A 20,687-nucleotide genomic window follows, 5' to 3' on the forward strand; every position below is an offset into this window, starting at 1 on the left:
CGCGCTGACGATGCTGGGGTACGCCTACGATCCGGACCCGGCGCAGCGACACCTCGCGGTCGAGCAGCACGGTGACCGCGGCCAGTTCCTCGGCGAGCCGGGCCGCGTCGGCGGACGTGGAGTCCGTCAGCGCGTCCAGTCGCTCCCGGGCGGCGGCCAGTGCCTCGCGACTCGCTCCGTTCATCGGGCGGCTCCAGAGGACTCGGCGGAAGCCGCCTTCCCCTCGAGCTCGTCGAGGAAGCGGTCGATCGTGCGGCTCTGCCGGGCGACATCCTCCAGGGACTCGCCGACCAGCTTGCCGGCCAGGTCGGTGGCGAGCTTGCCCACGTCCTGGCGCAGCGACTGCGCGGCCTGCCGACGGTCGGCCTCGATCTGGGCGTGGCCCGCGGCGATGATCTCCTCACGCTGCCGCTGGCCCTCCTCGCGCATCTCGGCGATGAGCACGGCGCCCTGCTCCTGCGCCTCCTGGCGCAGGCGCGCGGCCTCGTGACGAGCCTCGGCGAGCTGGACTCGGTACTCCTCGAGCGTCTGCTGCGCCTCGGCCTGAGCAGCTTCGGCCTTCTCGATGCCCCCCTCGATCGCCTCGCGACGCTCGTCCAGGGCCTTGTTGATGGCCGGGAGGAGCTTCTTGGCGAACACGAAGAAGACGATGCCGAAGGCGATCAGGCCGATGACGACCTCGGGCCAGACCGGAAGCAGCGGGGACTGCGCTTCCGAAGCTGCCAGGTTCATCATGGTGGACCTTTCGTCGGTTCCGTTTGCGGCTTCGTCAGAGGATGAAGGGGACGACGAAGCCGATCAGGGCCAGGGCCTCGACGACCGCGAAGCCGAGCAGCATGTTCTGGCGGATGAGGCCGGCGGCCTCGGGCTGGCGGGCGATGGCCTGCACACCGTTACCGAAGATGATGCCGACGCCGATACCGGGGCCGATCGCGGCGAGGCCGTAGCCGATGGTGCCGACGTTGCCTTCGACGGCTGCGAGGGTCTCCAGAGCAGACATTCCTTGGGTTCCTTCTCTTGGTGGGCCGGTGGGTGGTTGGTCCACCGGGCGTCTGGGGTTGGGCGGGTGGTGGCTGGGCGGGACCGCGGCAGCAGTCCGGTCAGTGCGCCTCTTCCAGGGCCTGGGAGAGGTAGGTGGCGGTCAGCACGGTGAAGACGTAGGCCTGCAGCGCCTGGATGAACAGCTCGAAGACCGTCAGCACCACCACCATCGCGAACGAGGCGGTCGCGTAGAGGGTGCCGAGGAAGGTGCCGAGCATGTACCAGGTGGCGATCGTGAAGATCAGGATCAGGATGTGGCCGGCGAACATGTTCGCGAAGAGCCGGACCGCCAGCGTGAAGGGCCGCACGAAGATGTTGGAGACGAACTCGATCGGCGTGAGCAGCACGTAGATCGGCTTCGGCAGTCCGCTGGGGACGCAGAGGTTGCGGATCCCGCCGACGAATCCGTTCGTCTTGAAGGTCACCGTCATGTAGGTGATCCAGACGAGGACCGCGAGACCGGCCGGGTAGGCGATGACCGAGCTGACCGGGAACTGGGCGATGGGGATGATCGCCCAGAGGTTCAGCATCCACACGAAGAAGAACAGCGACACCAACAGCGGGACGAAGGGGTCGCCCTTCTTCCCCATCACCTCCCGGGCGATGCCCTGGCGCACGAACTCGTACAGCGCCTCGGCGACCATCTGCAGCTTGCCGGGGACCACCTTGGGCTTGGAGAAGGCCACCCAGAAGAAGGTGAGGATCGCGGCCGTGCCGATGAGCGCGAGGAGCATCGGCTTGTTGAACTCGACGCCGCCGACCTCGAAGATCGGGTCGAAGAGGAACGACCACAAACTGGGGGCCGGGAAGCCACAGTCCTTGAACAGATGGCAGTCAACCTCGAAGGCGAGCAACTGGTCACTACTCACCGCGAGCTCCTTCGGTCGGACGCATGGGTACGGCTACCTCGGGGTGTCGGCATGGCGCTGGGCCACGGGGCGGCACTGGACTGGGGGTGGGCGGGAAGAGACCGGCCGGCGCTGCGGCAGGACGGCCCCGTGAAGAGGCGAGGAGCGTCCGGCGCTGTCCCGCACAGCGCCTTCGCCAAGGCTCGCGGCCCTCTCGGCGTCGGACGATAGCAGCCCGGCGGGTACGGCTTGCCACCACCCCTGCCCCGAGCCTTCGCACTGTTCACGGTCACGCGCGGGATTCGGCGGCGGAGGGGCCCGGGGAGACCTCGCCGGTCCCGGCGGGCTCCACGTACGGGGTCCTGATCCGGGTGTGCGTCCACGCCTGGGCCGCCAGCCACACCAGAAGGCAGGCCAGCGCTGTGAAACCGAACACGCGGCCGTCCATGAAGGCGGCGTCCCGCAGGAGCCTCATCACCAGGAACATGGCGATCACCTGGGTCGTGTAGACCAGGAATCCCGCCCCGAGCAGGAGTTCGGGCCACTGCCGTCCGATCCGGCCGAGCACATGGAGGCCGACGCCGAAGAAGGCGAGCACCACCACGGTGGCGAGTCCTGCTCCCAGGGCGCCCTCGCCTCCCGAGACGACGGCGCCGACGATCACGCCGACCAGGCCGGCACCGGCCGAGGGAATCGCGGCGCCACGAAGAATCCGGGCGTCGTTCGACTGCATAAACGCTGCTCCAGCAGGGTGGTCTACGGGGGGGGCGGTGCGTGACCTTCGAAAGTGGTGATCGCCCGGCGGCACGGACTCGTGGATCGGGGGTTCTGGAGGCCACCGGCCTTCTCATCAGACTCGTGAACGGTATCACAAACTATTTGATGAGGTCTTTACCTAGTTCGTGTGCGGACCATCACACGAGCGGGGTAGGACTCCGCGGTGTCACCCCGGGGGCCGCAGGGAAGACTGCTACGTGGAGCGGTATACCCACCGGCAGTCACCCACACCACGCCGGGTGCCCCGCTCTCGCGACGAGCCACTCCCACCGACCCTTCGTGCGGCCGGGGAGGCGAACCGGCGATACGGGGGCTCCGCGGATCCCCGGGACGGGACGGTCGCCACGACAGCCCGCGCCCGCTCACGCGCGTTCCCCTCCGGGCAAGGACACTACGCCGTGAAGGCGCCCGTGGCGCACCACTTCTCATCGCATGCTCGGTGGTGCTCCCCGTAGTCGTTGAAGAGTCCCTTCCCGCCCGCTATCCGGCCGTCGGTCGTGTACACGTGACCACTCGTTCCCGCGACAGCCGTCCCAGCGGGGACGAAAACACCCACAGATGCAAGCGAAACGACAGCGGCGGCGGAGACGGCTCACTTTTTAGCGCGACCTTTGAGGTCATCCGCGGCATCAGACCGGTAAGGGGAGGGAAACGAATCAAGCTGCCGTCCCCGCGGTGCACCCGGCCCAAGCGGCCACCGTGGAATGCCGAGAGTCCCCGATCACTTCCGATCGCTGCCCCCACCCCGCCCGGTGGACCCACCCACCCTGCTCAGAGCCGTGGCCCCGCCGGGTCGCCGAGCCGGGGCGCCCGCCTCTCCCTCCACTTCCGAACCTTCAGGCCGGGAGTCGGACCGAGGGGGAGAGCCGGGACCGCCCCCCTCCAACGGCCCGCTGGACGAGCGGGCCGACTCACGGGGCCGACGGAACCGGGGAGGCAGGACGAACCGCATCCAACCAGGGAAAGCCGGCACGAAGACGGGCGACAGAAGAAGGATCAGGCCGAGGGCGCTCAGGAAGACGACCAGGAGCATGAGCACCAGACTGGACGAACTCACCGAAAAAGCTACCGCACTGAAAGCGATAAGAGATGACCAGAAGTACATGATGAGGACCGCACGGCTGTGGGAATGCCCGATTTCCAGCAGGCGGTGATGCAGATGCCCACGGTCCGCAGAGAACGGTGAATGCCCCCGCCATGTCCTTCTGACGACGGCCAGGACAAGGTCGGCCGCAGGCACGGCGATAACAGTCAGCGGCATCAGGAGCGGCATGTAGACCGGAACCATCGAGCGCACCGACGAGCGCTCCGACCCGATGCTGCTGATGATGCGGTCAGGGTCCACCTGTCCGGTGATCGAGACAGCGGAGGCCGCCAGTACCAAACCGATGAGCATCGATCCCGAGTCGCCCATGAAGATCCGCGCCGGGTGCATGTTGTGTGGCAGGAACCCCAGGCACATGCCCATCAGTACAGCGGAGAAGAGCGTGGCCGGAGCGGCGGCCTCGATCCCGTAGCCGTACCACATGCGGTAGGCGTAGATGAAGAACGCCACCGCGGCGATGCAGACCATGCCTGCGGCGAGGCCGTCGAGGCCGTCGACGAAGTTCACGGCGTTGACCGTGACCACTACCAGTGCGACGGTAAGCAGTGTGCCCTGGAGGGGAGTGATGGCGACATTGCCCACGCCAGGCACCGGCAGCCACAGGATCGTCAGGCCCTGCCAGACCATCACGCCCGCGGCGATCATCTGGCCGCCCAGCTTGATCAGCGCGTCCACGCCCCACTTGTCGTCCAGAACGCCCAGCAGCCAGATGAGGCCGGCGCCGGCCAGCAGCGCGCGGGGCTCGTCGGAGAGCCGGAAGACATCGCCGACGTTGGTGAGCTGTGAGGCCGCCAGCAGGCCCGCGCACAGCCCGCCGAACATGGCGATGCCGCCGAGCCGGGGCGTCGGTTCGCGGTGCACGTCGCGGGCCCGGATCTCGGGCATCGCGCCCGCCGCGATCGCGAACTTCCTCACCGGACCGGTGAGGAGATAGGTGACCGCTGCCGTGACGCACAGCGTCAGCAGGTATTCACGCACGGATTCCCCAGAACTCTCGCGGGCTCCCCGGACTGACACCCGGGACCACCACACCTTAGACAACGGCCCGGTGCGGACGGTTGCGCACCCGGCGCCGCCCGGTACGGTCTACGTCCGCGCCGGGACACCCGTCAGGGCCGTGACCACCGGGTCCAGCGCCGCGCTGATCTCCTCGCCGACACTGCGGAAGTAGGTGATGGGGGCACCGTAGGGATCATAGACCTCGTCGGCCTCCGCGCTGGGCGCCAGCAGCCAGCCGCGCAGCGCCGCGGCGGCCCGCACCAGGGCCCGGGCGCGCCCGACCACCCCGCCGTCCGCGTCCGGGCCGGGCAGCGTGGCGGGGTCGATGGCCCGCACCAGGCGGGTGAACTCCTTGAGCGTGAAGGTGCGCAGCCCCGCCGAGTGCCCCATGGAGATCACCTGCGCGCGGTGGTCGCGGGTGGCGGTCAGCACCAGGTCGGCCCTGATGACGTGCTCGTCCAGCAGCTCGCGGCCGAGGAAGCCGGACGGGTCCGCGCCGTACTCCACCAGGACCTCCGCCGCGTGCTCCTCCATCGGCGCGCCCTCGTGCCCCCACGTCCCCGCGCTCTCCACCACCAGCCCGCCGGCCCGCTCGTCGCCGAGTCTGGCCACCAAGGCGTGCCTGGTGAGCCGCTCGGTGATGGGCGAACGGCAGACGTTCCCCGTGGAGACGTGGAGGATGCGGAAGACCGGTATGCCATGCTCCTCGGACGCCCCGGCGGGCGGGGTCAACTGGCGGCCTCGAGGCCGGGCACGACCTTGCGCAGCTCCTCCGCGCTGATCGCGCCCGCGCGCAGCAGCCTGGGCACCGGGGCGGTGACGTCGACGATCGAGGAGGGCACGGAGTCGGGGGTGGGGCCGCCGTCGAGGTAGACGGCGACGGAGTCGCCCAGCATCTCCTGGGCGGCGTCGCAGGTCTGCGGAGCGGGGTGACCGGTGAGGTTGGCCGACGACACCGCCATCGGGCCGGTCTCGGTCAGCAGCTCGATCGCCACCGGGTGCAGTGGCATGCGGACGGCGACGGTGCCGCCGGTCTCGCCCAGGTCCCAGGTCAGCGACGGCTGGTGGCGGGCGACGAGGGTGAGCGCGCCGGGCCAGAACGCGTCCACCAGCTCCCAGGCCTGCTCGGAGAAGTCGGTGACCAGGCCGTGCAGGGTGTTGGGGGAGCCGATCAGGACGGGCGAGGGCATGCCGCGCCCGCGTCCCTTGGCCTCCAGCAGGTCGCCGACGGCCTCCGGGGTGAAGGCGTCGGCGCCGATGCCGTAGACCGTGTCCGTGGGCAGCACGACGAGTTCGCCTCGGCGGACCGCCGAGGCGGCCTCGCGCAGGCCGGTCGCGCGGTCGGTCGCGTCGGAGCAGTCGTAACGCCGTGCCATTTATGGCACCTCCCTGCGGGCTGTGGCAAAACGGGGCCGGTTGTTGAGGTCGGGGTGGTCCGCGGCGTCCGCCCAGCCGCGGTCCTCGGTGAAGATCCAGGGGACCTGGCCGCCCTGGGTGTCGGCGTGCTCGACGACGACCAGGCCGCCGGGGCGCAGCAGGCGGTGCGCGGTGCGTTCGATGCCGCGGATGACGTCCAGTCCGTCCTCACCGGAGAACAACGCCACCTGCGGGTCGTGGTCACGCGCCTCGGGGGCGACGTACTCCCACTCGGCGAGCGGAATGTAGGGCGGGTTGGAGATGACGAGGTCGACCTGGCCGTCCAGATCGGGCAGGGCGGCCGTCGCGTCGCCGTGGTGCAGGGTGACGCGGGAGCCCTCGGTGTTCCTGCGGGCCCACTCGAGCGCGCCCTCGTCCAGCTCCACGGCGTGCACGCGCGAGCGCGGCACCTCCTGGGCGAGCGCGAGCGCGATGGCTCCGGAACCGGTGCACAGGTCGACGATCAGGGGCTCGGCGACATCCATGGCGCGCACGGCGTCTATCGCCCAGCCGACCACGGACTCGGTCTCGGGGCGCGGTACGAACACCCCCGGGCCGACCTGGAGTTCCAGGTAGCGGAAGAAGACCCGGCCGGTGATGTGCTGGAGCGGTTCGCGGGCCTCACGGCGGGCGACGGCCTCCCAGTAGCGGGCGTCGAAGTCGGCGTCGGCGACACGGTGCAGCTCCCCGCGCCCGACGCCGTGCACGTACGCCGCCAGCTCCTCCGCGTCGAAGCGCGGGGAGGGCACCCCGGCGTCGGCGAGCCGCTGGGTGGCCTGGGCCACCTCGGCGAGCAGTACGTTCACGTTCCTCGTCCTCCACCCGTCCCTGCGCGCCCCGGGGCGGGGCGCACGGTTACTGAGCCGCGGCCAGCCTGGCCGCGGAGTCGGCGTCCACACACGCCTGGACCACCGCGTCCAGGTCGCCGTCCAGCACCTGGTCCAGGTTGTACGCCTTGAAGCCCACCCGGTGGTCCGAGATGCGGTTCTCCGGGAAGTTGTAGGTGCGCACCCGCTCGGACCGGTCCACCGTACGCACCTGGCTGCGGCGCGCGTCGGATGCCTCCCTCTCCGCCTCCTCCTGGGCCGCCGCCAGCAGCCGGGCGCGCAGGATGCGCAGCGCCTGCTCCTTGTTCTGCAGCTGGCTCTTCTCGTTCTGGCAGGAGACGACGATGCCGGTGGGCACGTGGGTGATGCGGACGGCGGAGTCGGTGGTGTTCACGGACTGGCCACCGGGACCGGAGGAACGGTAGACATCGATCCGCAGGTCGTTCGGGTTGATCTCGATGTCGACGTCCTCGGCCTCGGGGAGGACGAGGACGCCGGCCGCGGAGGTGTGGATGCGGCCCTGGGACTCGGTGGCGGGCACCCGCTGGACGCGGTGGACGCCGCCCTCGTACTTCAGCCGCGCCCACACACCCTGGCCGGGCTCGGCGGTGCTCTTGGTCTTCACCGCGACCTGGACGTCCTTGTAGCCGCCGAGATCGGACTCGTTGGACTCGATGACCTCGGTCTTCCAGCCCCGCCGTTCGGCGTAGCGCAGGTACATGCGCAGCAGGTCGCCGGCGAACAGCGCGGACTCCTCGCCGCCCTCACCCGCCTTGATCTCCAGGATGACGTCCTTGTCGTCACCGGGGTCGCGCGGGACGAGCAGCAGCCGCAGTCGTTCGGTGAGCTCCTCGCGCCGGGCCTCCAGCTCCTTGACCTCGGCGGCGAAGTCCGGGTCGTCGGCGGCCAGCTCGCGGGCGGTGGCGATGTCGTCGCCGGTGCGCCTCCAGTCGTGGTACGCGCCCACGATCGGGGTCAGCTCGGCGTAGCGCTTGCCCAGTCTGCGGGCGTTGGCCTGGTCCGCGTGCACGGAGGGGTCGGCGAGCCGCTTCTCGAGGTCGGCGTGCTCGCCGATCAGTTCCTCGACCGCCTCGAACATCGTTGAGTCCTTCGTGTGGGGAGAGGGCTGCCGGGACGGCAAAACGCCGGTCCGGCCCTCCCTGAGGGGGACGGCCGAGGACCGGCGTTCGGGGTCGCTACTTCTTGTTCCTCGACCCGGCGTTCTTGCCGAAGCGGGCCTCGAAGCGGGCCACACGGCCACCGGTGTCGAGGATCTTCTGCTTGCCCGTGTAGAACGGGTGGCACGCGGAGCACACGTCGGCGCGGATGGTGCCGTCGGCGACGGTGCTACGAGTGGTGAAGGAATTACCGCAGGTGCAGCTGACCTGGGTCTCCAGGTATTCCGGGTGGATGTCGCGCTTCAAGGTCTCTCCTAGGTATCGGGAGGGTTCCGGGTCGCACCGGCTCCTCGTGCCCGACGGGCGGGCGACGGGGATGGCTGCCTGCGCGTGAACCGGGACCGACGCACCAGTCTGCCACTACTGGCCGCACCTCCCAAAACCAGGTGGCGGCGGATGCTATTCCCCGGCTTCCCCCGCCTCCACGGCGTCCTCGGCCTCCTCGGCCTCCCGTGCGGCGGATCCCTTGGTGGCGGAGTCGGGGATCGGCCGGTCCGCCTTGAGCGCGTCCCAGATCCGCTCCGTCTGCACCACGATCGGCACCACCCGGTTGGGGTCGGCGGAGGAGTAGCGCACCGGCAGGGTGACCGTCTGGATGTCCTCGGAGCCGATGTCCTTCACGATCCTGGCCAGACCTGCCAGGTCGGAGACCGAGGCCAGGGCCGCGTCGGTGGTGAGGTGGGAGGTGACGGCGTGGAGGAGGTCGTAGGTCCTCCTGAGGTCGGAGAACATCCCGATCTCCCCCACCCTGTCGGCGAGGGCCTCGACGAAGGCATGCTGGAGCTTTATGCGGCTCAGGTCGCTGCCGTTGCCCACGCCCTTGCGGGTGCGGACCAGGGCCAGGGCCTCCTCCCCGTCCAGGGTGCGGCGTCCCGGTTCCAGGTCCAGCCGGCTGTCCTCGTCCTCGATCGGCTCGGTGACGGTTATCTCCACCCCGCCCAGTTCGTCGATCACCTTCTCGAAGCCGTTGAAGTCGAGTTCGACGTAGTGGTCCATGCGAATGCCGGTCATCGACTCGACCGTCTTGACGGTGCAGGCCGGGCCGCCGACCGCGTACGCCTGGTTGAACATCACGCGCCGGGCGGCGGGTGCCGTGCCGCCGCCGGTCCTCTCGCACTCGGGCCGCTCGACGAGGGTGTCGCGGGGGACGGAGACGACGGAGACCCGTTCGTGCTTCTTGCCGATGTGGACGATCATCGCGGTGTCGGAGCGGGCGGTGCCGTCGTCGCGGCCGTAGCGGGAATTGTCCCCGGAACGGCTGTCGGAGCCGATGACGAGGATGTCGAGCGTGCCGTCGGGAACGTCGGCGGGCCGGTCGGGGCCCAGGACGGAGTCGATGTCGACGCCGGCGATGTTGCCGTCGATCCTGGAGTAGACCAGCCCCAGTCCGGCCCCGGCCAGCACGAGGGCGCCGACCGTGGCCCACACGGCCGCGTACAGCCCCCCGCGCCGCCGCGGGCTCCGGCCCTTCCGTTCACCGCTCTCCCCGCCACCTGGGGTGGTGTCCTCGTCCGCCATGTCGTTCCTCGTCTGCCGCCCGTCCCCTGCCGCGTGGGGCCGCCGCGGGGCCGTCCGGCGCCTGTCCGGGCCGCCGAACCGGGTCGGACCGGACCGACGGCGGTCGGCGAGGGGCTTCCTTCTCCCCTTGCGACGGCGTACCCCTATAGGGCCTGATCACTCCGCGTCCCGGCCGCGACGGGCACGGCGGCAGGCCGGCGGCGCGGCGGTGACACACGGCGAGGGGCGCCCCACCGGGTGCGGTGGGGCGGCCCTCGCCGTACTGGTACTGCCGTACTCGCCGTGCCGCGGTCCGTGCCGGACGCCGCTCAGTCGCCGTTGCCGGGCGCCGGCGTCGTCTTCTGGATCTGCATCAGGAACTCGGCGTTCGACTTCGTCTGCTTCATCTTGTCCAGCAGCAGCTCGATGGCCTGCTGCTGGTCCAGCGCGTGCAGGACGCGCCGCAGCTTCCAGACGATACCCAGTTCCTCGGCGCCCATCAGGATCTCCTCCTTGCGGGTGCCGGACGCGTCGACGTCCACCGCCGGGAAGATCCGCTTGTCGGCGAGCTTCCGGTCGAGCTTGAGCTCCATGTTGCCGGTGCCCTTGAACTCCTCGAAGATGACCTCGTCCATCCGCGAGCCGGTCTCGACCAGCGCGGTGGCCAGGATCGTCAGGGAGCCGCCGTCCTCGATGTTCCGCGCGGCGCCGAAGAACTTCTTCGGCGGGTAGAGCGCGGTGGAGTCGACACCGCCGGACAGGATGCGGCCCGAGGCGGGGGCGGCCAGGTTGTACGCGCGCCCCAGCCGGGTGATCGAGTCCAGCAGCACCACCACGTCGTGGCCGAGCTCCACCAGTCGCTTGGCCCGCTCGATGGCCAGCTCGGCGACGGTGGTGTGGTCCTCGGCGGGGCGGTCGAAGGTCGAGGAGATGACCTCGCCCTTGACCGACCGCTGCATGTCGGTGACCTCCTCCGGCCGCTCGTCCACGAGCACGACCATCAGGTGGCACTCGGGGTTGTTGCGGGTGATGGAGTTGGCGATCGACTGCATGACCATCGTCTTGCCGGTCTTCGGCGGGGCCACGATCAGACCGCGCTGCCCCTTGCCGATGGGTGACACCAGGTCGATGATCCGCGAGGTGAGGTGGTTGGGCTCGGTTTCCAGCCGCAGCCGCTCCTGCGGGTACAGCGGGGTGAGCTTGCTGAACTCGGGCCGGCCCTTGCCGTTGTCCGGCGACATCCCGTTCACCGAGTCCAGACGGACCAGCGCGTTGAACTTCTCACGCCGCTCGCCCTCGCGCGGCTGCCGGACCGCACCGGTGACGTGGTCGCCCTTGCGCAGACCGTTCTTGCGGACCTGGGCCAGGGAGACGTACACGTCGTTCGGACCGGGCAGGTAGCCGGAGGTGCGCACGAACGCGTAGTTGTCGAGGATGTCCAGGATTCCGGCGACCGGGATCAGGACGTCGTCCTCGGAGATCTGCGGCTCGGTGGCGAAGTCGTCGCGGCCCCGGCGGCCCCGGCGGTCGCGGTAGCGGCCCCGGCGGCCGCGGCGGCCGCCCTCGAAGTCCTCGTCGCGGTCACCGCGGTTGTCCCGGTCGCGGCCCTGGCGGTTGCCGCCGTCCTGGCCCTGCTGCGGGCCGCCGTCCTTGCCGCGGCGGTCGCGCTGGCGACCCTTGCCCTGGCGGTCGCCGCCCTTGTCCTGCTGCTTGTCCTGTCGGCCGCCGTCACCCCTGCCCTCGGCGGGCCTGTCCTCGGCGGTGTCGGCGGCGGCCGGAGTCTCGCCCCTGTTCTCGCCGCTCTTGCCCTCACCGCTCTTGCCTCCGCGGCGGCGGCGCTCACCGGCGGGTTCGTCGCTGACGGGCTGGCCGGGGATGTCGATCTGCTGCTGAGCGGCCTCGCCCGCGGCGTCCCCGGCGCTCTCGCCCGTGCGCGCCTTGGAGGTCGCACGGCGGCGCGGCTTGCTCTCGGCGGGTGCGGCGGGAGTCTCGGCCGCGGCGGCGGGAGCGGAGCCCGAGCCGTTCTCGGCCTGCTTGGCCCGGATCGTCTCGATTAGCTGGCTCTTGCGCATCCGCGCCGTGCCCTTGATACCGAGACCGGAGGCGACTTGCTGCAGTTCGGCGAGAACCATGCCCTCAAGGCCCGTGCCGGAGCGGCGACGCCTGGAGGCGGTACCGGATGCGGGCGCGGCAGGGGCGTCCGTGGCGGGCGCGGCGGCTTCGGCGGCGTCCACGCCCATCAGATCGGTGGTATCGCTCACGAAGGGTCCTTCCCTGGAGCGGGCGTCGGCCTGTCTGGCTCGGCGACCGGTTGTGCTGTCCGGCGGCGGTCTTCGTCTTGACCGGGCCGGGGCGGTGGTTCCGCCCGGATGTACGGCGGAGGAATCAGTACATAGTCAATACATGGGTGGCGTGATGAGGTGACGTGCGTCGATCACGCCGTTCCGGAGCGAGCTCGGCACTGCTCGGCAGGCTGCTCAGGCAGTTCTGGAGGCTCCCGGAAGAAGGAGTGGCCCCGTATGGGACTGTACCCATGGGATCACGGAGAGCACCGCACCGCCCTCGGTTCGTCCCGGGAGGCCGCGAGTGCAGACTTGAGGTTAACACTACCGGACCCAACAAACATTCCCCCTCTCCGAGGCCCGCATTCGTGTCACCGGCCCGCGCCGGCCAGCGGCAGCACACCGGCTCCCGCCGTGTCGAGGGACAGCCGGTTGGCCGCCCATCCGTCGCCCGCCAGGCGCGCGACCTTGTCCGCCGTGGCGTCCCGCGCCAGCGCCAGCACCGTGGGCCCGGCGCCCGAGATGACGGCGGGCACCCCGTCCGCGCGCAGCCGGTGCACCAGTTCCACGCTCTCCTCCATCGCGGGAGCGCGGTACTCCTGGTGGAGCCGGTCCTCGGTGGCGGGCAGCAGAAGTTCGGGGCGGCGGGTCAGCGCCTCGACGAGCAGGGCCGCACGGCCGGCGTTGGCAGCCGCGTCCACATGGGGGACGGTACGGGGCAGCAGCCCGCGGGCGGTCTCGGTGAGCACCGGCCGGTCGGGGACGAAGACCACCGGGACGACGGCGGGGTCCGGGTCCATCCTGATCGCCCGTGCGGCGCCCCCGTCCGTCCAGGCGAGGGTGAAGCCGCCGAGCAGGCAGGCGGCCACGTTGTCGGGGTGCCCCTCCATCTCCGTGGCCAGCTCCAGCAGGGCGGTGTCGTCGAGTTTCTCGGCGCCGCCGGTGGTCACCGCGCGGGCGGCGATGATGCCCGCGCAGATGGCCGCGGAGGAGGAGCCCAGGCCGCGGCCGTGCGGGATGCGGTTGGCGCAGACGACCTCCAGACCGCGCGGCTGGCCGCCCAGCAGGTCGAAGGCCGTGCGCAGGGAGCGTACGAGCAGGTGGCTCTCGTCGCGGGGCAAGGTGTCGGCGCCCTCGCCGGCGATGTCGATGTGCAGTCCGGAGTCGGCGACGCGGACCACGACGTCGTCGTACAGGCCGAGGGCCAGACCGAGGGCGTCGAAGCCGGGGCCGAGGTTTGCGCTGGTGGCGGGGGTGCGCACCCGGACGGCGGCGGCGCGGAACGCGGGACCGGCCATCGCTCGTTGACTCTCCTTGGTGTGTCTGTCCTGTGGGACTGCGGGGACTGTGCTGCTCGGATGCTCGGTCGGATGTGCGGGCGGACGCCGGTCCGACACGGATCGCGGACGCGCGACGCCTTCGCGAACCGCGGCCGGGGGCCGGACCGGTCCACTGACCTCTGGCACATGCCGTATGACAGGTCGGGACGTACTCTCACCCTATCGAAGGACGGTTCAGTGACGGTACAGGGCGTACGGGAGGCGCACGATGCGTGTCGCGCGCCACCGGTGCGCCCCCGTGCCGGGTGTGAGCCCACGCTGGGCCGCACCCGGCGCGGGGGACGTCACGGGCCCGGCGCCCTCACACCAGGCCGAGGCGCTCGGCCGCGGCGTCCGCGTCGACGGGGACGACGATCGGCTGCGGAGCGCCCTGCACGGCCCAGTCCGGGTCCTTCAGACCGTTGCCCGTGACGGTGCAGACGATCCGCTGGCCGGGGTCCACCTTCCCCTGCTCGGCTGCCTTGAGCAGCCCGGCCGCCGAGGCCGCCGAGGCCGGTTCGACGAAGACGCCCTCCTGCGCGGCCAGTAGCCGGTAGGCGGCCAGGATCTGACGGTCGGTCACCTCGTCGATGAGCCCGCCGGACTCGTCGCGTGCCGCCTCCGCGTGCTCCCAGGAGGCCGGATTGCCGATACGGATGGCGGTGGCGATGGTGCGCGGGTCCTTGACCGGCTCTCCCCGCACGATGGGCGCCGAGCCGGAGGCCTGGAAGCCCCACATCCGGGGAGTGCGGGAAGCGTGGACCCCGCCGTCGGGGCCGGGCGCGGCGTACTCCCGGTAGCCCCGCCAGTAGGCGGTGATGTTGCCCGCGTTGCCGACCGGCAGGACGTGGATGTCGGGGGCGTCGCCGAGCATGTCGACGACCTCGAACGCGGCGGTCTTCTGGCCCTCGATCCGCACCGGGTTGACCGAGTTGACCAGCGACACCGGGTAGTTGTCGGACAGGCCGCGCGCCAGGGTGAGGCAGTCGTCGAAGTTGCCGTCGACCTGGAGGATGCTCGCGCCGTGGACCAGCGCCTGGCCCATCTTGCCCATCGCGATCTTGCCCTGCGGCACCAGTACGGCGCACACCATCCCCGCGCGCACCGCGTAGGCGGCGGCCGAGGCGGAGGTGTTGCCGGTGGAGGCGCAGATGACGGCCTTCGCGCCCTCCTGCCTGGCGCGGCTGATGGCCATCGTCATCCCGCGGTCCTTGAAGGATCCGGTGGGATTGGCACCCTCGACCTTGAGGTGGACCTCGCAGCCGGTGCGCTCGGAGAGCACCTGCGCGGGCACGAGCGGGGTACCGCCCTCGCGCAGGGTGACGACGGGGGTGTCTTCGGCGACCGGAAGCCGGTCACGGTACTCCTCGATGATGCCCCGCCACTGGTGGGCGCCGGACATGCGAGGAGTGCTGGTGCCAGGACTGGTGGTGGTGACGGTCATCTTCCTCATTCCCCTTCGACCCGCATGGTGCTCGCGACGCCGCGTACGGTGTCCAGTCTGCGCAGCGCCTCGACCGTCGCCGACAGGGCGGCGTCCGACGCGCGGTGGGTGACGACGACCAGTGAAGCGCCGTCGCCGGGGCCGTCGATGCCCTGCTGGCGCACGGTGTCGATGGAGACCCCGTGCTCGGCGAAGATGGTGGCGCACTGGGCGAGGACGCCCGGTTTGTCGGCGACGTCCAGGCTGATGTGGTAGCGGGTGACCACCTCGCCCATCGGGCTCACCGGGAGCTGGGCGTAGGCGGACTCCCCCGGCCCCCGGGCACCGGCGAGCTTGTTGCGGCAGACGGCGACCAGGTCGCCCAGCACCGCCGAGGCGGTGGGCGCGCCCCCCGCGCCGGGCCCGTAGAACATCAGCCGGCCGGCGGCCTCCGCCTCGACGAAGACCGCGTTGTACGCCTCGCGGACGGAGGCGAGCGGATGGGTCAGCGGGATCATCGCCGGGTGGACCCGGGCGGTGACCGAGCGCCCGTCGGCGGCACGCTCGCAGATGGCAAGCAGCTTGACCGTGCAGCCCATGCGCCGCGCGGAGGCGATGTCGGCGGCGGTGACCTCGGTCAGCCCCTCACGGTGCACGTCGTCCAGGCGGACGCGGGTGTGGAAGGCGATGCCGGCCAGGATCGCGGCCTTGGCCGCGGCGTCGAAGCCCTCGATGTCGGCGGTCGGGTCGGCCTCGGCGTACCCCAGGGCGGTGGCCTCGTCCAGCGCCTCGGAGTACCCGGCGCCGGTGGAGTCCATCCGGTCCAGGATGAAGTTGGTGGTGCCGTTGACGATGCCCAGGACGCGGTTGACCTTGTCGCCTGCCAGGGACTCTCGCAGCGGGCGCACCAGCGGGATCGCGGCCGCCGCGGCGGCCTCGTAGTAGAGGTCCGCCCCGTGTTTCTCGGCCGCCTCGTGGAGGGCCGGACCGTCCTCGGCCAGCAGCGCCTTGTTGGCGGTGACGACGCCGGCGCCGTACTCGAAGGCGGTGGTGATCAGGGTACGGGCCGGCTCGATGCCGCCGATGACCTCGATCACCACGTCGATGTCGTCCCGCGCCGCCAGGGCGGCGGCGTCGGTGGTGACCAGCTCGGGCGCTATGCCCTCGCGGACCCTCCCGGGACGGCGGACGGCGACCCCGGCCAGTTCGACCGGGGCCCCGATCCGGGCGGCGAGGTCCTCCGCGTGCGTCGTCATGATGCGTGCCACCTCTGAGCCGACGACCCCACAGCCCAGCAGCGCCACCTTCAGCGGACGCGTACGCATCATCAGACCTCACTTCTCCACATTCCTGTGGACTCAAGTCTCACGCACGGGTGACGGGAGCCCCCGTTCCATCCAGCATGCGAGACGTCATCCTCCGTTTTTGAGATGCCCCGGTGAGGGGCCCGCCGCCCGGGCGGTGTACGGCGGTGTACGGACGCCGCCCGGGCCGGGCTCAGCCGACGTCCAGGCCGAGCAGGTCCTCCTCCGTCTCGCGCCGCACGATCACCCGGGCCCTGCCGGCCGAGACCGCCACCACCGGCGGCCGCGGGGAGTGGTTGTAGTTGCTCGCCATGGACCGGCAGTACGCGCCGGTGGCCGGGACGGCCAGCAGGTCGCCGGGGGCCAGGTCGGCGGGGAGGAAGGCGTCGCGCACCACGATGTCGCCGCTCTCGCAGTGCTTGCCGACCACGCGCGAGAGCATCGGCGCGGCCTCGGAGGCGCGGGAGGCCAGTGCCACGGAGTACTCGGCGTCGTACAGCGCGGTGCGGATGTTGTCGGACATGCCGCCGTCCACGCTGACGTAGGTGCGCAGACCCGGGAGCTCCTTGACGGTGCCGATCTCGTAGAGGGTGAAGGTCGTCGGACCGGCGATGGCCCGGCCCGGTTCGACCGACAGCCGCGGCGCGGCCAGCCCGGCCGCCCGGCACTCGTGGGCGACGATCTCGTGCAGCGCCCCGGCGATCTCGTGGGGCTCGCGCGGGTCGTCGTCGGGGGTGTAGGCGATGCCCAGACCACCGCCCAGGTCGATCTCGGGCAGCTCCACGCCGTGCTCGTCGCGGACCTCGGTCAGCAGCTGCACCACGCGGCGCGCGGCGACCTCGAAACCGGCCATGTCGAAGATCTGCGAGCCGATGTGGGAGTGGATGCCCACCAGCTCCAGGCTGTCCAGCTTCAGCACCCGCCGCACCGCCTCGGCGGCCTGCCCGTCGGCGAGCGCGAGCCCGAACTTCTGGTCCTCGTGGGCGGTGGCGATGAACTCGTGGGTGTGCGCCTCCACGCCCACCGTCACCCTGATCTGCACCCGCTGGCGCCGCCCGAGCCGCTCGGCGATGTGCGCCACGCGGGCGATCTCCTGGAAGGAGTCCAGCACGATCCGGCCGACCCCGGCCCCGACGGCCCGCTCGATCTCGGCGGCGGACTTGTTGTTGCCGTGCAGCGCGATGCGCTCGGCGGGCATCCCGCCGGCCAGCGCGGTGGCCAGCTCGCCGCCGGAGCAGACGTCGAGATTGAGGCCCTCCTCGGTCAGCCAGCGCACCACCGCGCGGCACAGGAATGCCTTTCCGGCGTAGAACACGTCGGCCCCGTCGCCGAATGCCTCGCGCCAGGCTCGGCAGCGAGCCCGGAAGTCGTCCTCGTCCAGGACGTAGGCGGGGGTGCCGAACTCCTCGGCCAGCGTGACGACATCCAGCCCGCCGACAGTGGTCACCCCCCGCTCGTCGCGGGTGACGGTACGGGCCCACACGCGCGGGTCGAGGACGTTGAGATCGGCGGGCGGCGGGGTGTAGTGCCCCTCGGGCAGGACGTCGGCGTGGCGGGGCCCGGCGGGATGTGCGGAACGACTCATGATCGGTTCGTGATCTCCATCACAGGTGTACGGGTGCGGTGACGCCCAACCGGGACAGGCCGCCGGCCAGCACCGTCCCGGCGGCCTGGGCGAGGGCCAGCCGGGCGCGGTGGGCGGCCAGGGGTTTCCGCTCCCCCACGGGCAGTACGGACGCGTGTATGCCGAGAAGGCCGTCGGCGACCGTCCCCAGGTGGCGGGCGAGCCGGCCGGGGTCGCCCGGCGCGGCGATCCGCTCGTACTCGGCCAGCGCCCCCAGCAGTTCCGTCTCACGCGGCGCGTCGTAGGCGTACCCGCCCGCCCCGGCCTCGGGAGCGAAGCCGAGGGCGCGCGCGCCGCGCAGCAGCGCCCGGGCGCGGGAGTGTGCGTACTGCGCGAGGAAGAGGGGGTTGGACTCGCGCTGCTCCAGCAGCTCCGGGCCCGGCTCCCCGCCGGTGGCGGCGGCCCAGTTGAGGACATCGCGTGCGGGGTCGGTACGCGGTGCGACCGCGTACTCCCCCTCCCGCGCCGTCAGGGCCTCCACCAGCTCCGCGCGAGCCCCGCCCGCCACGGTGATGTTGAGGAAGCCGGGCCCGGCGACCGCCACTTCGGCGATGCCCTCCTCGCGGACCAGCCTCTCCCGCAAGACCTCGGCCACACTCCGGGCGGGGCGTCCGGTGGCGACGGCCAGCCGCAGCGCGGCGTTGGTGGCGTAGTCCCCGCAGCCCGGCCGCGGCGGACGCCCCACGGTGATCCGCTCCGGCAGCCCGTCCAGCGCCTCCAGCGCACCCGGGGACAGCTCGCCCAGCGCGCCGTCGCCGGCCACACGGCGCACGGTGCGCAGCACGGTGCGCGAGAGCTGGGCGGGAGTCACGCGTCAAGGGTATGGGAGAGGGGGTGGGGAGACGCGAACGCGTTTCGAGGGATGACACAGACCTCACACCGGCCGGCTCCGGCCATCCCGCCCCGCGAGGTCACCCCGGCTGCCGTACGGCGGGCTCCGTACCGCACGCCCCGCCGTCCCCGCGCCCGCCGGCGGCCAGCCGCCGCACCGTCCGCACCAGCTCCACCGGTTCGAACGGCTTGGCCACGAACGCGTCCACACCCGCCGCCCGCGCCCGCTCGCCGCCCAGCTCCGACCGCGTACAGGCGCTGACGATCACCAGGGGGATGCCGCGCGTCCGCTCACCGGCGCGCAGCAGCTCGGCGGTCCGCAGGCCGTCGAGCCGGGGCATGGCCACATCGAGCGTGATCACATCGGGCAGCACCCGCTCCACGATCTCCAGACACTCTGCACCGTCGGCCGCGGTCACGACCTCGAAGCCTTCGAGTTCGAGGTTGACCCTGATCAGCTGCCGGATGACCTTGCTGTCGTCCACCACAAGGACCCGGCCGGACATGCCAGGCACACCCCAGAGAGTAGGCCCGCGCCTCCGCCCGCGTCCGGCTTTCGCCCTTCTCCGCCTGGCCGGCACCCGCGAACCCTGTCCGATCCACCCCGGGGAAGCTGGTAGTGTTCTGCTTGTCGCCGCGATCAACCGACCGCCGCCGACAGGCCCCCGTAGCTCAGGGGATAGAGCAACGGCCTCCGGAGCCGTGTGCGCAGGTTCGAATCCTGCCGGGGGTACCTTGTACGAGGTGCCAGAAGACCCCGCCACCAGCGACAACGCTGACAGCGGGGTTTTCCCATGTGCGCAGCCGGAAGCAGGCGGATGCCGCCGAAGGCAGCCGGATGTCAGTGATCACGTAGTAATGCTGTAGTACTAGGGCCTGTTGCGAAAGTGCTGGTCACAGCCACTCATTGATGGCTGCGACCAGCACGGTCGCTTCGTAGCGGACGGCGAGTTTGTCATACCTCGTGGCCACGGCCCGATGGCGCTTGAGCCGGTTGATCCCGCATTCGACCGCGTGCCGCTGCTTGTAGTCGTCCTTGTCGAACTTCGGCGGCCGTCCGCCGCGCGAGCCGCGCTTGAGGCGGTTGCGGACCCGGTCCGCCGGAACCGGGATGGTGGCTTTGATCCCGCGTCTGCGCAGGTAGGAGCGGTCGCTGCGGGAGTCGTACGCCTTGTCGGCCCGGACCCGGTCCGGACGCCTGCGGGGCCTGCCCAGCCCGAGCCGGGGCACTCGGATGGGCCTTGACCCTTGATCCTGGACACACGAGACACTGGATCCTGAGGATCTGAGAACGGACATCTCGTGGTCATGAAGAACTATCCGCCGCAGTTCAAGGCGGACGCGGTCGCGCTGTACCAGTCGCGGCCCGAGGCGACGATCAGGCAGGTCGCCGCCGAACAAACCCGCGGCAGCCTCACCGGGGCGGTCATGCACACCGATCACGGGGCCCAGGGCGGATTCAAGTGGTCGTCGCAACACCTCGATGACGAGGGAGAATGTTGTGGCGCAGGGACGAGCGCGGGAACCGACCTCTCCCGCTACGACCGCCGGGAACTCGATGCCGTCGCTGCCACCCTGAACGAACGACCACGCAAGACCCTCGGCTGGAAGACCCCCGCCGAAGCCCTCAACGAGCAGCTACAGTCGATCCAACAAGCCGGTGTTGCAACGACCGGTTGAACCCGAGCAGTACACCAGCCGGACCTTCGCCGACGCCTGCCGCCAAGCCGGCGTCCGCCAGTCCATGAGCGCGATAGGCAGCTCGGCCGACAATGCACTCGCCGAGTCCTTCAACGCGACCTTCAAACGCGAGACGCTCCAGGGCCGAAAGCGCTGGTCCAGCGAGCGTGAGGCCCGCCTCGACGCGTTCCGCTGGCTGCACCGCTACAACACCCGACGCCGTCACTCCCGCCTCGGACAACGCAGCCCCATCGCCTACGAGACAGCACTCGACACCACATCAACTACCCTGGCCCAAGCCGCATAGCCCGTGTCCAAGATTCAGGGTCAAGGCCCGGTCCATGCTTCCCCCGAAGAACGTGGGAGGCGCCTCCCTCCTCGGGGGAGGGCAGAACCCGAGATGCGATGAAGACCGAAGGGACGAGGGCGCGGAAGAGCACGGGACGGGCTGTTTCCGCACATGGCGTGGGGCGTGCTCTTCCGCGCCCTCGTCCCTTCGGTCTTCATCGCATCTCGGGTTCTGCCCTCCCCCGAGG

At 71.0% G+C, this 20,687-nt stretch carries 18 protein-coding genes, 1 tRNA gene and 4 pseudogenes; 3 read left to right on the top strand and 20 right to left on the bottom strand.

The genetic code is table 11. From position 1 onward, the window contains the following. From LJ221_RS12365 to LJ221_RS12455, 19 genes and pseudogenes are all read right to left on the bottom strand, one after another. Nucleotides 1–184: pseudogene (locus LJ221_RS12365) on the bottom strand (hypothetical protein); the annotation flags it as partial. Beyond that, nucleotides 181–735, bottom strand: a complete 555-nt coding sequence (locus LJ221_RS12370) for a F0F1 ATP synthase subunit B (RefSeq protein ID WP_241716299.1) — start codon at nucleotides 733–735, stop codon at nucleotides 181–183. The gene LJ221_RS12370 and the pseudogene LJ221_RS12365, both read right to left, overlap by 4 nt. A gap of 34 nt (nucleotides 736–769) precedes the next feature. Then, nucleotides 770–1,000 carry an ATP synthase F0 subunit C gene (gene atpE / locus LJ221_RS12375; RefSeq protein ID WP_241716301.1) on the bottom strand — a complete coding sequence of 77 codons (231 nt, stop codon included), beginning with the start codon at nucleotides 998–1,000 and terminating at the stop codon, nucleotides 770–772. Nucleotides 1,001–1,100: 100 nt separating this feature from the next. Then, nucleotides 1,101–1,910, bottom strand: coding sequence for a F0F1 ATP synthase subunit A (gene atpB, locus LJ221_RS12380; RefSeq protein ID WP_241716303.1), 810 nt, complete (start codon nucleotides 1,908–1,910; stop codon nucleotides 1,101–1,103). Nucleotides 1,911–2,178: 268 nt separating this feature from the next. Continuing rightward, nucleotides 2,179–2,622, bottom strand: a complete 444-nt coding sequence (locus tag LJ221_RS12385; protein WP_241716305.1) for a hypothetical protein — start codon at nucleotides 2,620–2,622, stop codon at nucleotides 2,179–2,181. 765 nt (nucleotides 2,623–3,387) lie between these two features. After that, a complete protein-coding gene (locus tag LJ221_RS12390) occupies nucleotides 3,388–4,749 on the bottom strand; it encodes an MraY family glycosyltransferase (protein WP_241716307.1) in 1,362 nt (453 codons plus the stop codon). A gap of 108 nt (nucleotides 4,750–4,857) precedes the next feature. Next, nucleotides 4,858–5,502 (bottom strand): protein-tyrosine-phosphatase, encoded by a 645-nt coding sequence (locus LJ221_RS12395; protein WP_241716309.1) that lies wholly within the window; start codon nucleotides 5,500–5,502, stop codon nucleotides 4,858–4,860. Next, nucleotides 5,499–6,146, bottom strand: a complete 648-nt coding sequence (locus LJ221_RS12400; RefSeq protein WP_101255644.1) for an L-threonylcarbamoyladenylate synthase — start codon at nucleotides 6,144–6,146, stop codon at nucleotides 5,499–5,501. The genes LJ221_RS12395 and LJ221_RS12400 overlap by 4 nt, the downstream gene beginning before the upstream one ends. Continuing rightward, nucleotides 6,147–6,992 (bottom strand): peptide chain release factor N(5)-glutamine methyltransferase, encoded by an 846-nt coding sequence (prmC, locus tag LJ221_RS12405; protein WP_241716311.1) that lies wholly within the window; start codon nucleotides 6,990–6,992, stop codon nucleotides 6,147–6,149. It abuts the gene before it with no gap. Between the two features lie 49 nt (nucleotides 6,993–7,041). Continuing rightward, nucleotides 7,042–8,112 carry a peptide chain release factor 1 gene (gene prfA, locus LJ221_RS12410; protein ID WP_241716313.1) on the bottom strand — a complete coding sequence of 357 codons (1,071 nt, stop codon included), beginning with the start codon at nucleotides 8,110–8,112 and terminating at the stop codon, nucleotides 7,042–7,044. 97 nt (nucleotides 8,113–8,209) lie between these two features. Then, nucleotides 8,210–8,437 carry a 50S ribosomal protein L31 gene (rpmE, locus tag LJ221_RS12415; protein ID WP_241716315.1) on the bottom strand — a complete coding sequence of 76 codons (228 nt, stop codon included), beginning with the start codon at nucleotides 8,435–8,437 and terminating at the stop codon, nucleotides 8,210–8,212. A 153-nt stretch (nucleotides 8,438–8,590) separates the two neighbouring features. Continuing rightward, entirely contained in the window at nucleotides 8,591–9,709 is a 1,119-nt protein-coding gene (locus LJ221_RS12420) for an LCP family protein (RefSeq protein WP_241716317.1), read from the bottom strand. A gap of 308 nt (nucleotides 9,710–10,017) precedes the next feature. Continuing rightward, nucleotides 10,018–11,949, bottom strand: coding sequence for a transcription termination factor Rho (gene rho / locus LJ221_RS12425; RefSeq protein ID WP_241716319.1), 1,932 nt, complete (start codon nucleotides 11,947–11,949; stop codon nucleotides 10,018–10,020). A gap of 392 nt (nucleotides 11,950–12,341) precedes the next feature. Next, on the bottom strand, nucleotides 12,342–13,268 hold the full coding sequence (gene thrB, locus LJ221_RS12430; RefSeq protein WP_241716321.1) for a homoserine kinase: 927 nt from the start codon (nucleotides 13,266–13,268) through the stop codon (nucleotides 12,342–12,344). Between the two features lie 343 nt (nucleotides 13,269–13,611). After that, nucleotides 13,612–14,691, bottom strand: coding sequence for a threonine synthase (thrC, locus tag LJ221_RS12435; protein WP_241716339.1), 1,080 nt, complete (start codon nucleotides 14,689–14,691; stop codon nucleotides 13,612–13,614). A gap of 47 nt (nucleotides 14,692–14,738) precedes the next feature. Continuing rightward, a complete protein-coding gene (locus LJ221_RS12440; RefSeq protein ID WP_241716341.1) occupies nucleotides 14,739–16,037 on the bottom strand; it encodes a homoserine dehydrogenase in 1,299 nt (432 codons plus the stop codon). Between the two features lie 172 nt (nucleotides 16,038–16,209). After that, nucleotides 16,210–17,601 (bottom strand): diaminopimelate decarboxylase, encoded by a 1,392-nt coding sequence (gene lysA / locus LJ221_RS12445; RefSeq protein WP_241716323.1) that lies wholly within the window; start codon nucleotides 17,599–17,601, stop codon nucleotides 16,210–16,212. Between the two features lie 19 nt (nucleotides 17,602–17,620). Further along, nucleotides 17,621–18,451, bottom strand: coding sequence for a DALR anticodon-binding domain-containing protein (locus LJ221_RS12450; protein ID WP_241716325.1), 831 nt, complete (start codon nucleotides 18,449–18,451; stop codon nucleotides 17,621–17,623). Nucleotides 18,452–18,551: 100 nt separating this feature from the next. Next, nucleotides 18,552–18,977, bottom strand: coding sequence for a response regulator (locus LJ221_RS12455; protein WP_241716342.1), 426 nt, complete (start codon nucleotides 18,975–18,977; stop codon nucleotides 18,552–18,554). A gap of 155 nt (nucleotides 18,978–19,132) precedes the next feature. Here LJ221_RS12455 and LJ221_RS12460 point away from each other — a divergent pair. After that, nucleotides 19,133–19,204: transfer RNA gene (locus tag LJ221_RS12460), tRNA-Arg, on the top strand. A 161-nt stretch (nucleotides 19,205–19,365) separates the two neighbouring features. Here the strand turns inward: LJ221_RS12460 and LJ221_RS12465 are convergent. Continuing rightward, nucleotides 19,366–19,737: pseudogene (locus LJ221_RS12465) on the bottom strand (transposase); the annotation flags it as partial. A 255-nt stretch (nucleotides 19,738–19,992) separates the two neighbouring features. Here LJ221_RS12465 and LJ221_RS12470 point away from each other — a divergent pair. Both LJ221_RS12470 and LJ221_RS12475 read left to right on the top strand, forming a co-directional pair. Next, nucleotides 19,993–20,151, top strand: a pseudogene (locus LJ221_RS12470) (IS30 family transposase); the annotation flags it as partial. Nucleotides 20,152–20,158: 7 nt separating this feature from the next. Further along, a pseudogene (locus tag LJ221_RS12475) lies at nucleotides 20,159–20,458 on the top strand (transposase); the annotation flags it as partial. Nucleotides 20,459–20,687 lie beyond the last annotated feature (229 nt).

Origin of the sequence: Streptomyces sp. CNQ085, from assembly GCF_022614595.1 — a bacterium.
In the GTDB taxonomy this organism is placed as follows: Bacteria; Actinomycetota; Actinomycetes; order Streptomycetales; family Streptomycetaceae; genus Streptomyces.

Excerpts from the sequence above, each read along its gene's own strand:
- LJ221_RS12455 (WP_241716342.1), bottom strand. The coding sequence starts at position 18,977 with ATGTCCGGCCGGGTCCTTGTGGTGGACGACAGCAAGGTCATCCGGCAG.
- LJ221_RS12400 (WP_101255644.1), bottom strand. The coding sequence starts at position 6,146 with ATGGCACGGCGTTACGACTGCTCCGACGCGACCGACCGCGCGACCGGC.
- lysA (WP_241716323.1), bottom strand. The coding sequence starts at position 17,601 with ATGAGTCGTTCCGCACATCCCGCCGGGCCCCGCCACGCCGACGTCCTG.
- thrC (WP_241716339.1), bottom strand. The coding sequence starts at position 14,691 with ATGTCCGGCGCCCACCAGTGGCGGGGCATCATCGAGGAGTACCGTGAC.
- thrB (WP_241716321.1), bottom strand. The coding sequence starts at position 13,268 with ATGGCCGGTCCCGCGTTCCGCGCCGCCGCCGTCCGGGTGCGCACCCCC.
- LJ221_RS12370 (WP_241716299.1), bottom strand. The coding sequence starts at position 735 with ATGATGAACCTGGCAGCTTCGGAAGCGCAGTCCCCGCTGCTTCCGGTC.
- atpE (WP_241716301.1), bottom strand. The coding sequence starts at position 1,000 with ATGTCTGCTCTGGAGACCCTCGCAGCCGTCGAAGGCAACGTCGGCACC.
- LJ221_RS12385 (WP_241716305.1), bottom strand. The coding sequence starts at position 2,622 with ATGCAGTCGAACGACGCCCGGATTCTTCGTGGCGCCGCGATTCCCTCG.
- prfA (WP_241716313.1), bottom strand. The coding sequence starts at position 8,112 with ATGTTCGAGGCGGTCGAGGAACTGATCGGCGAGCACGCCGACCTCGAG.
- LJ221_RS12440 (WP_241716341.1), bottom strand. The coding sequence starts at position 16,037 with ATGCGTACGCGTCCGCTGAAGGTGGCGCTGCTGGGCTGTGGGGTCGTC.
- LJ221_RS12420 (WP_241716317.1), bottom strand. The coding sequence starts at position 9,709 with ATGGCGGACGAGGACACCACCCCAGGTGGCGGGGAGAGCGGTGAACGG.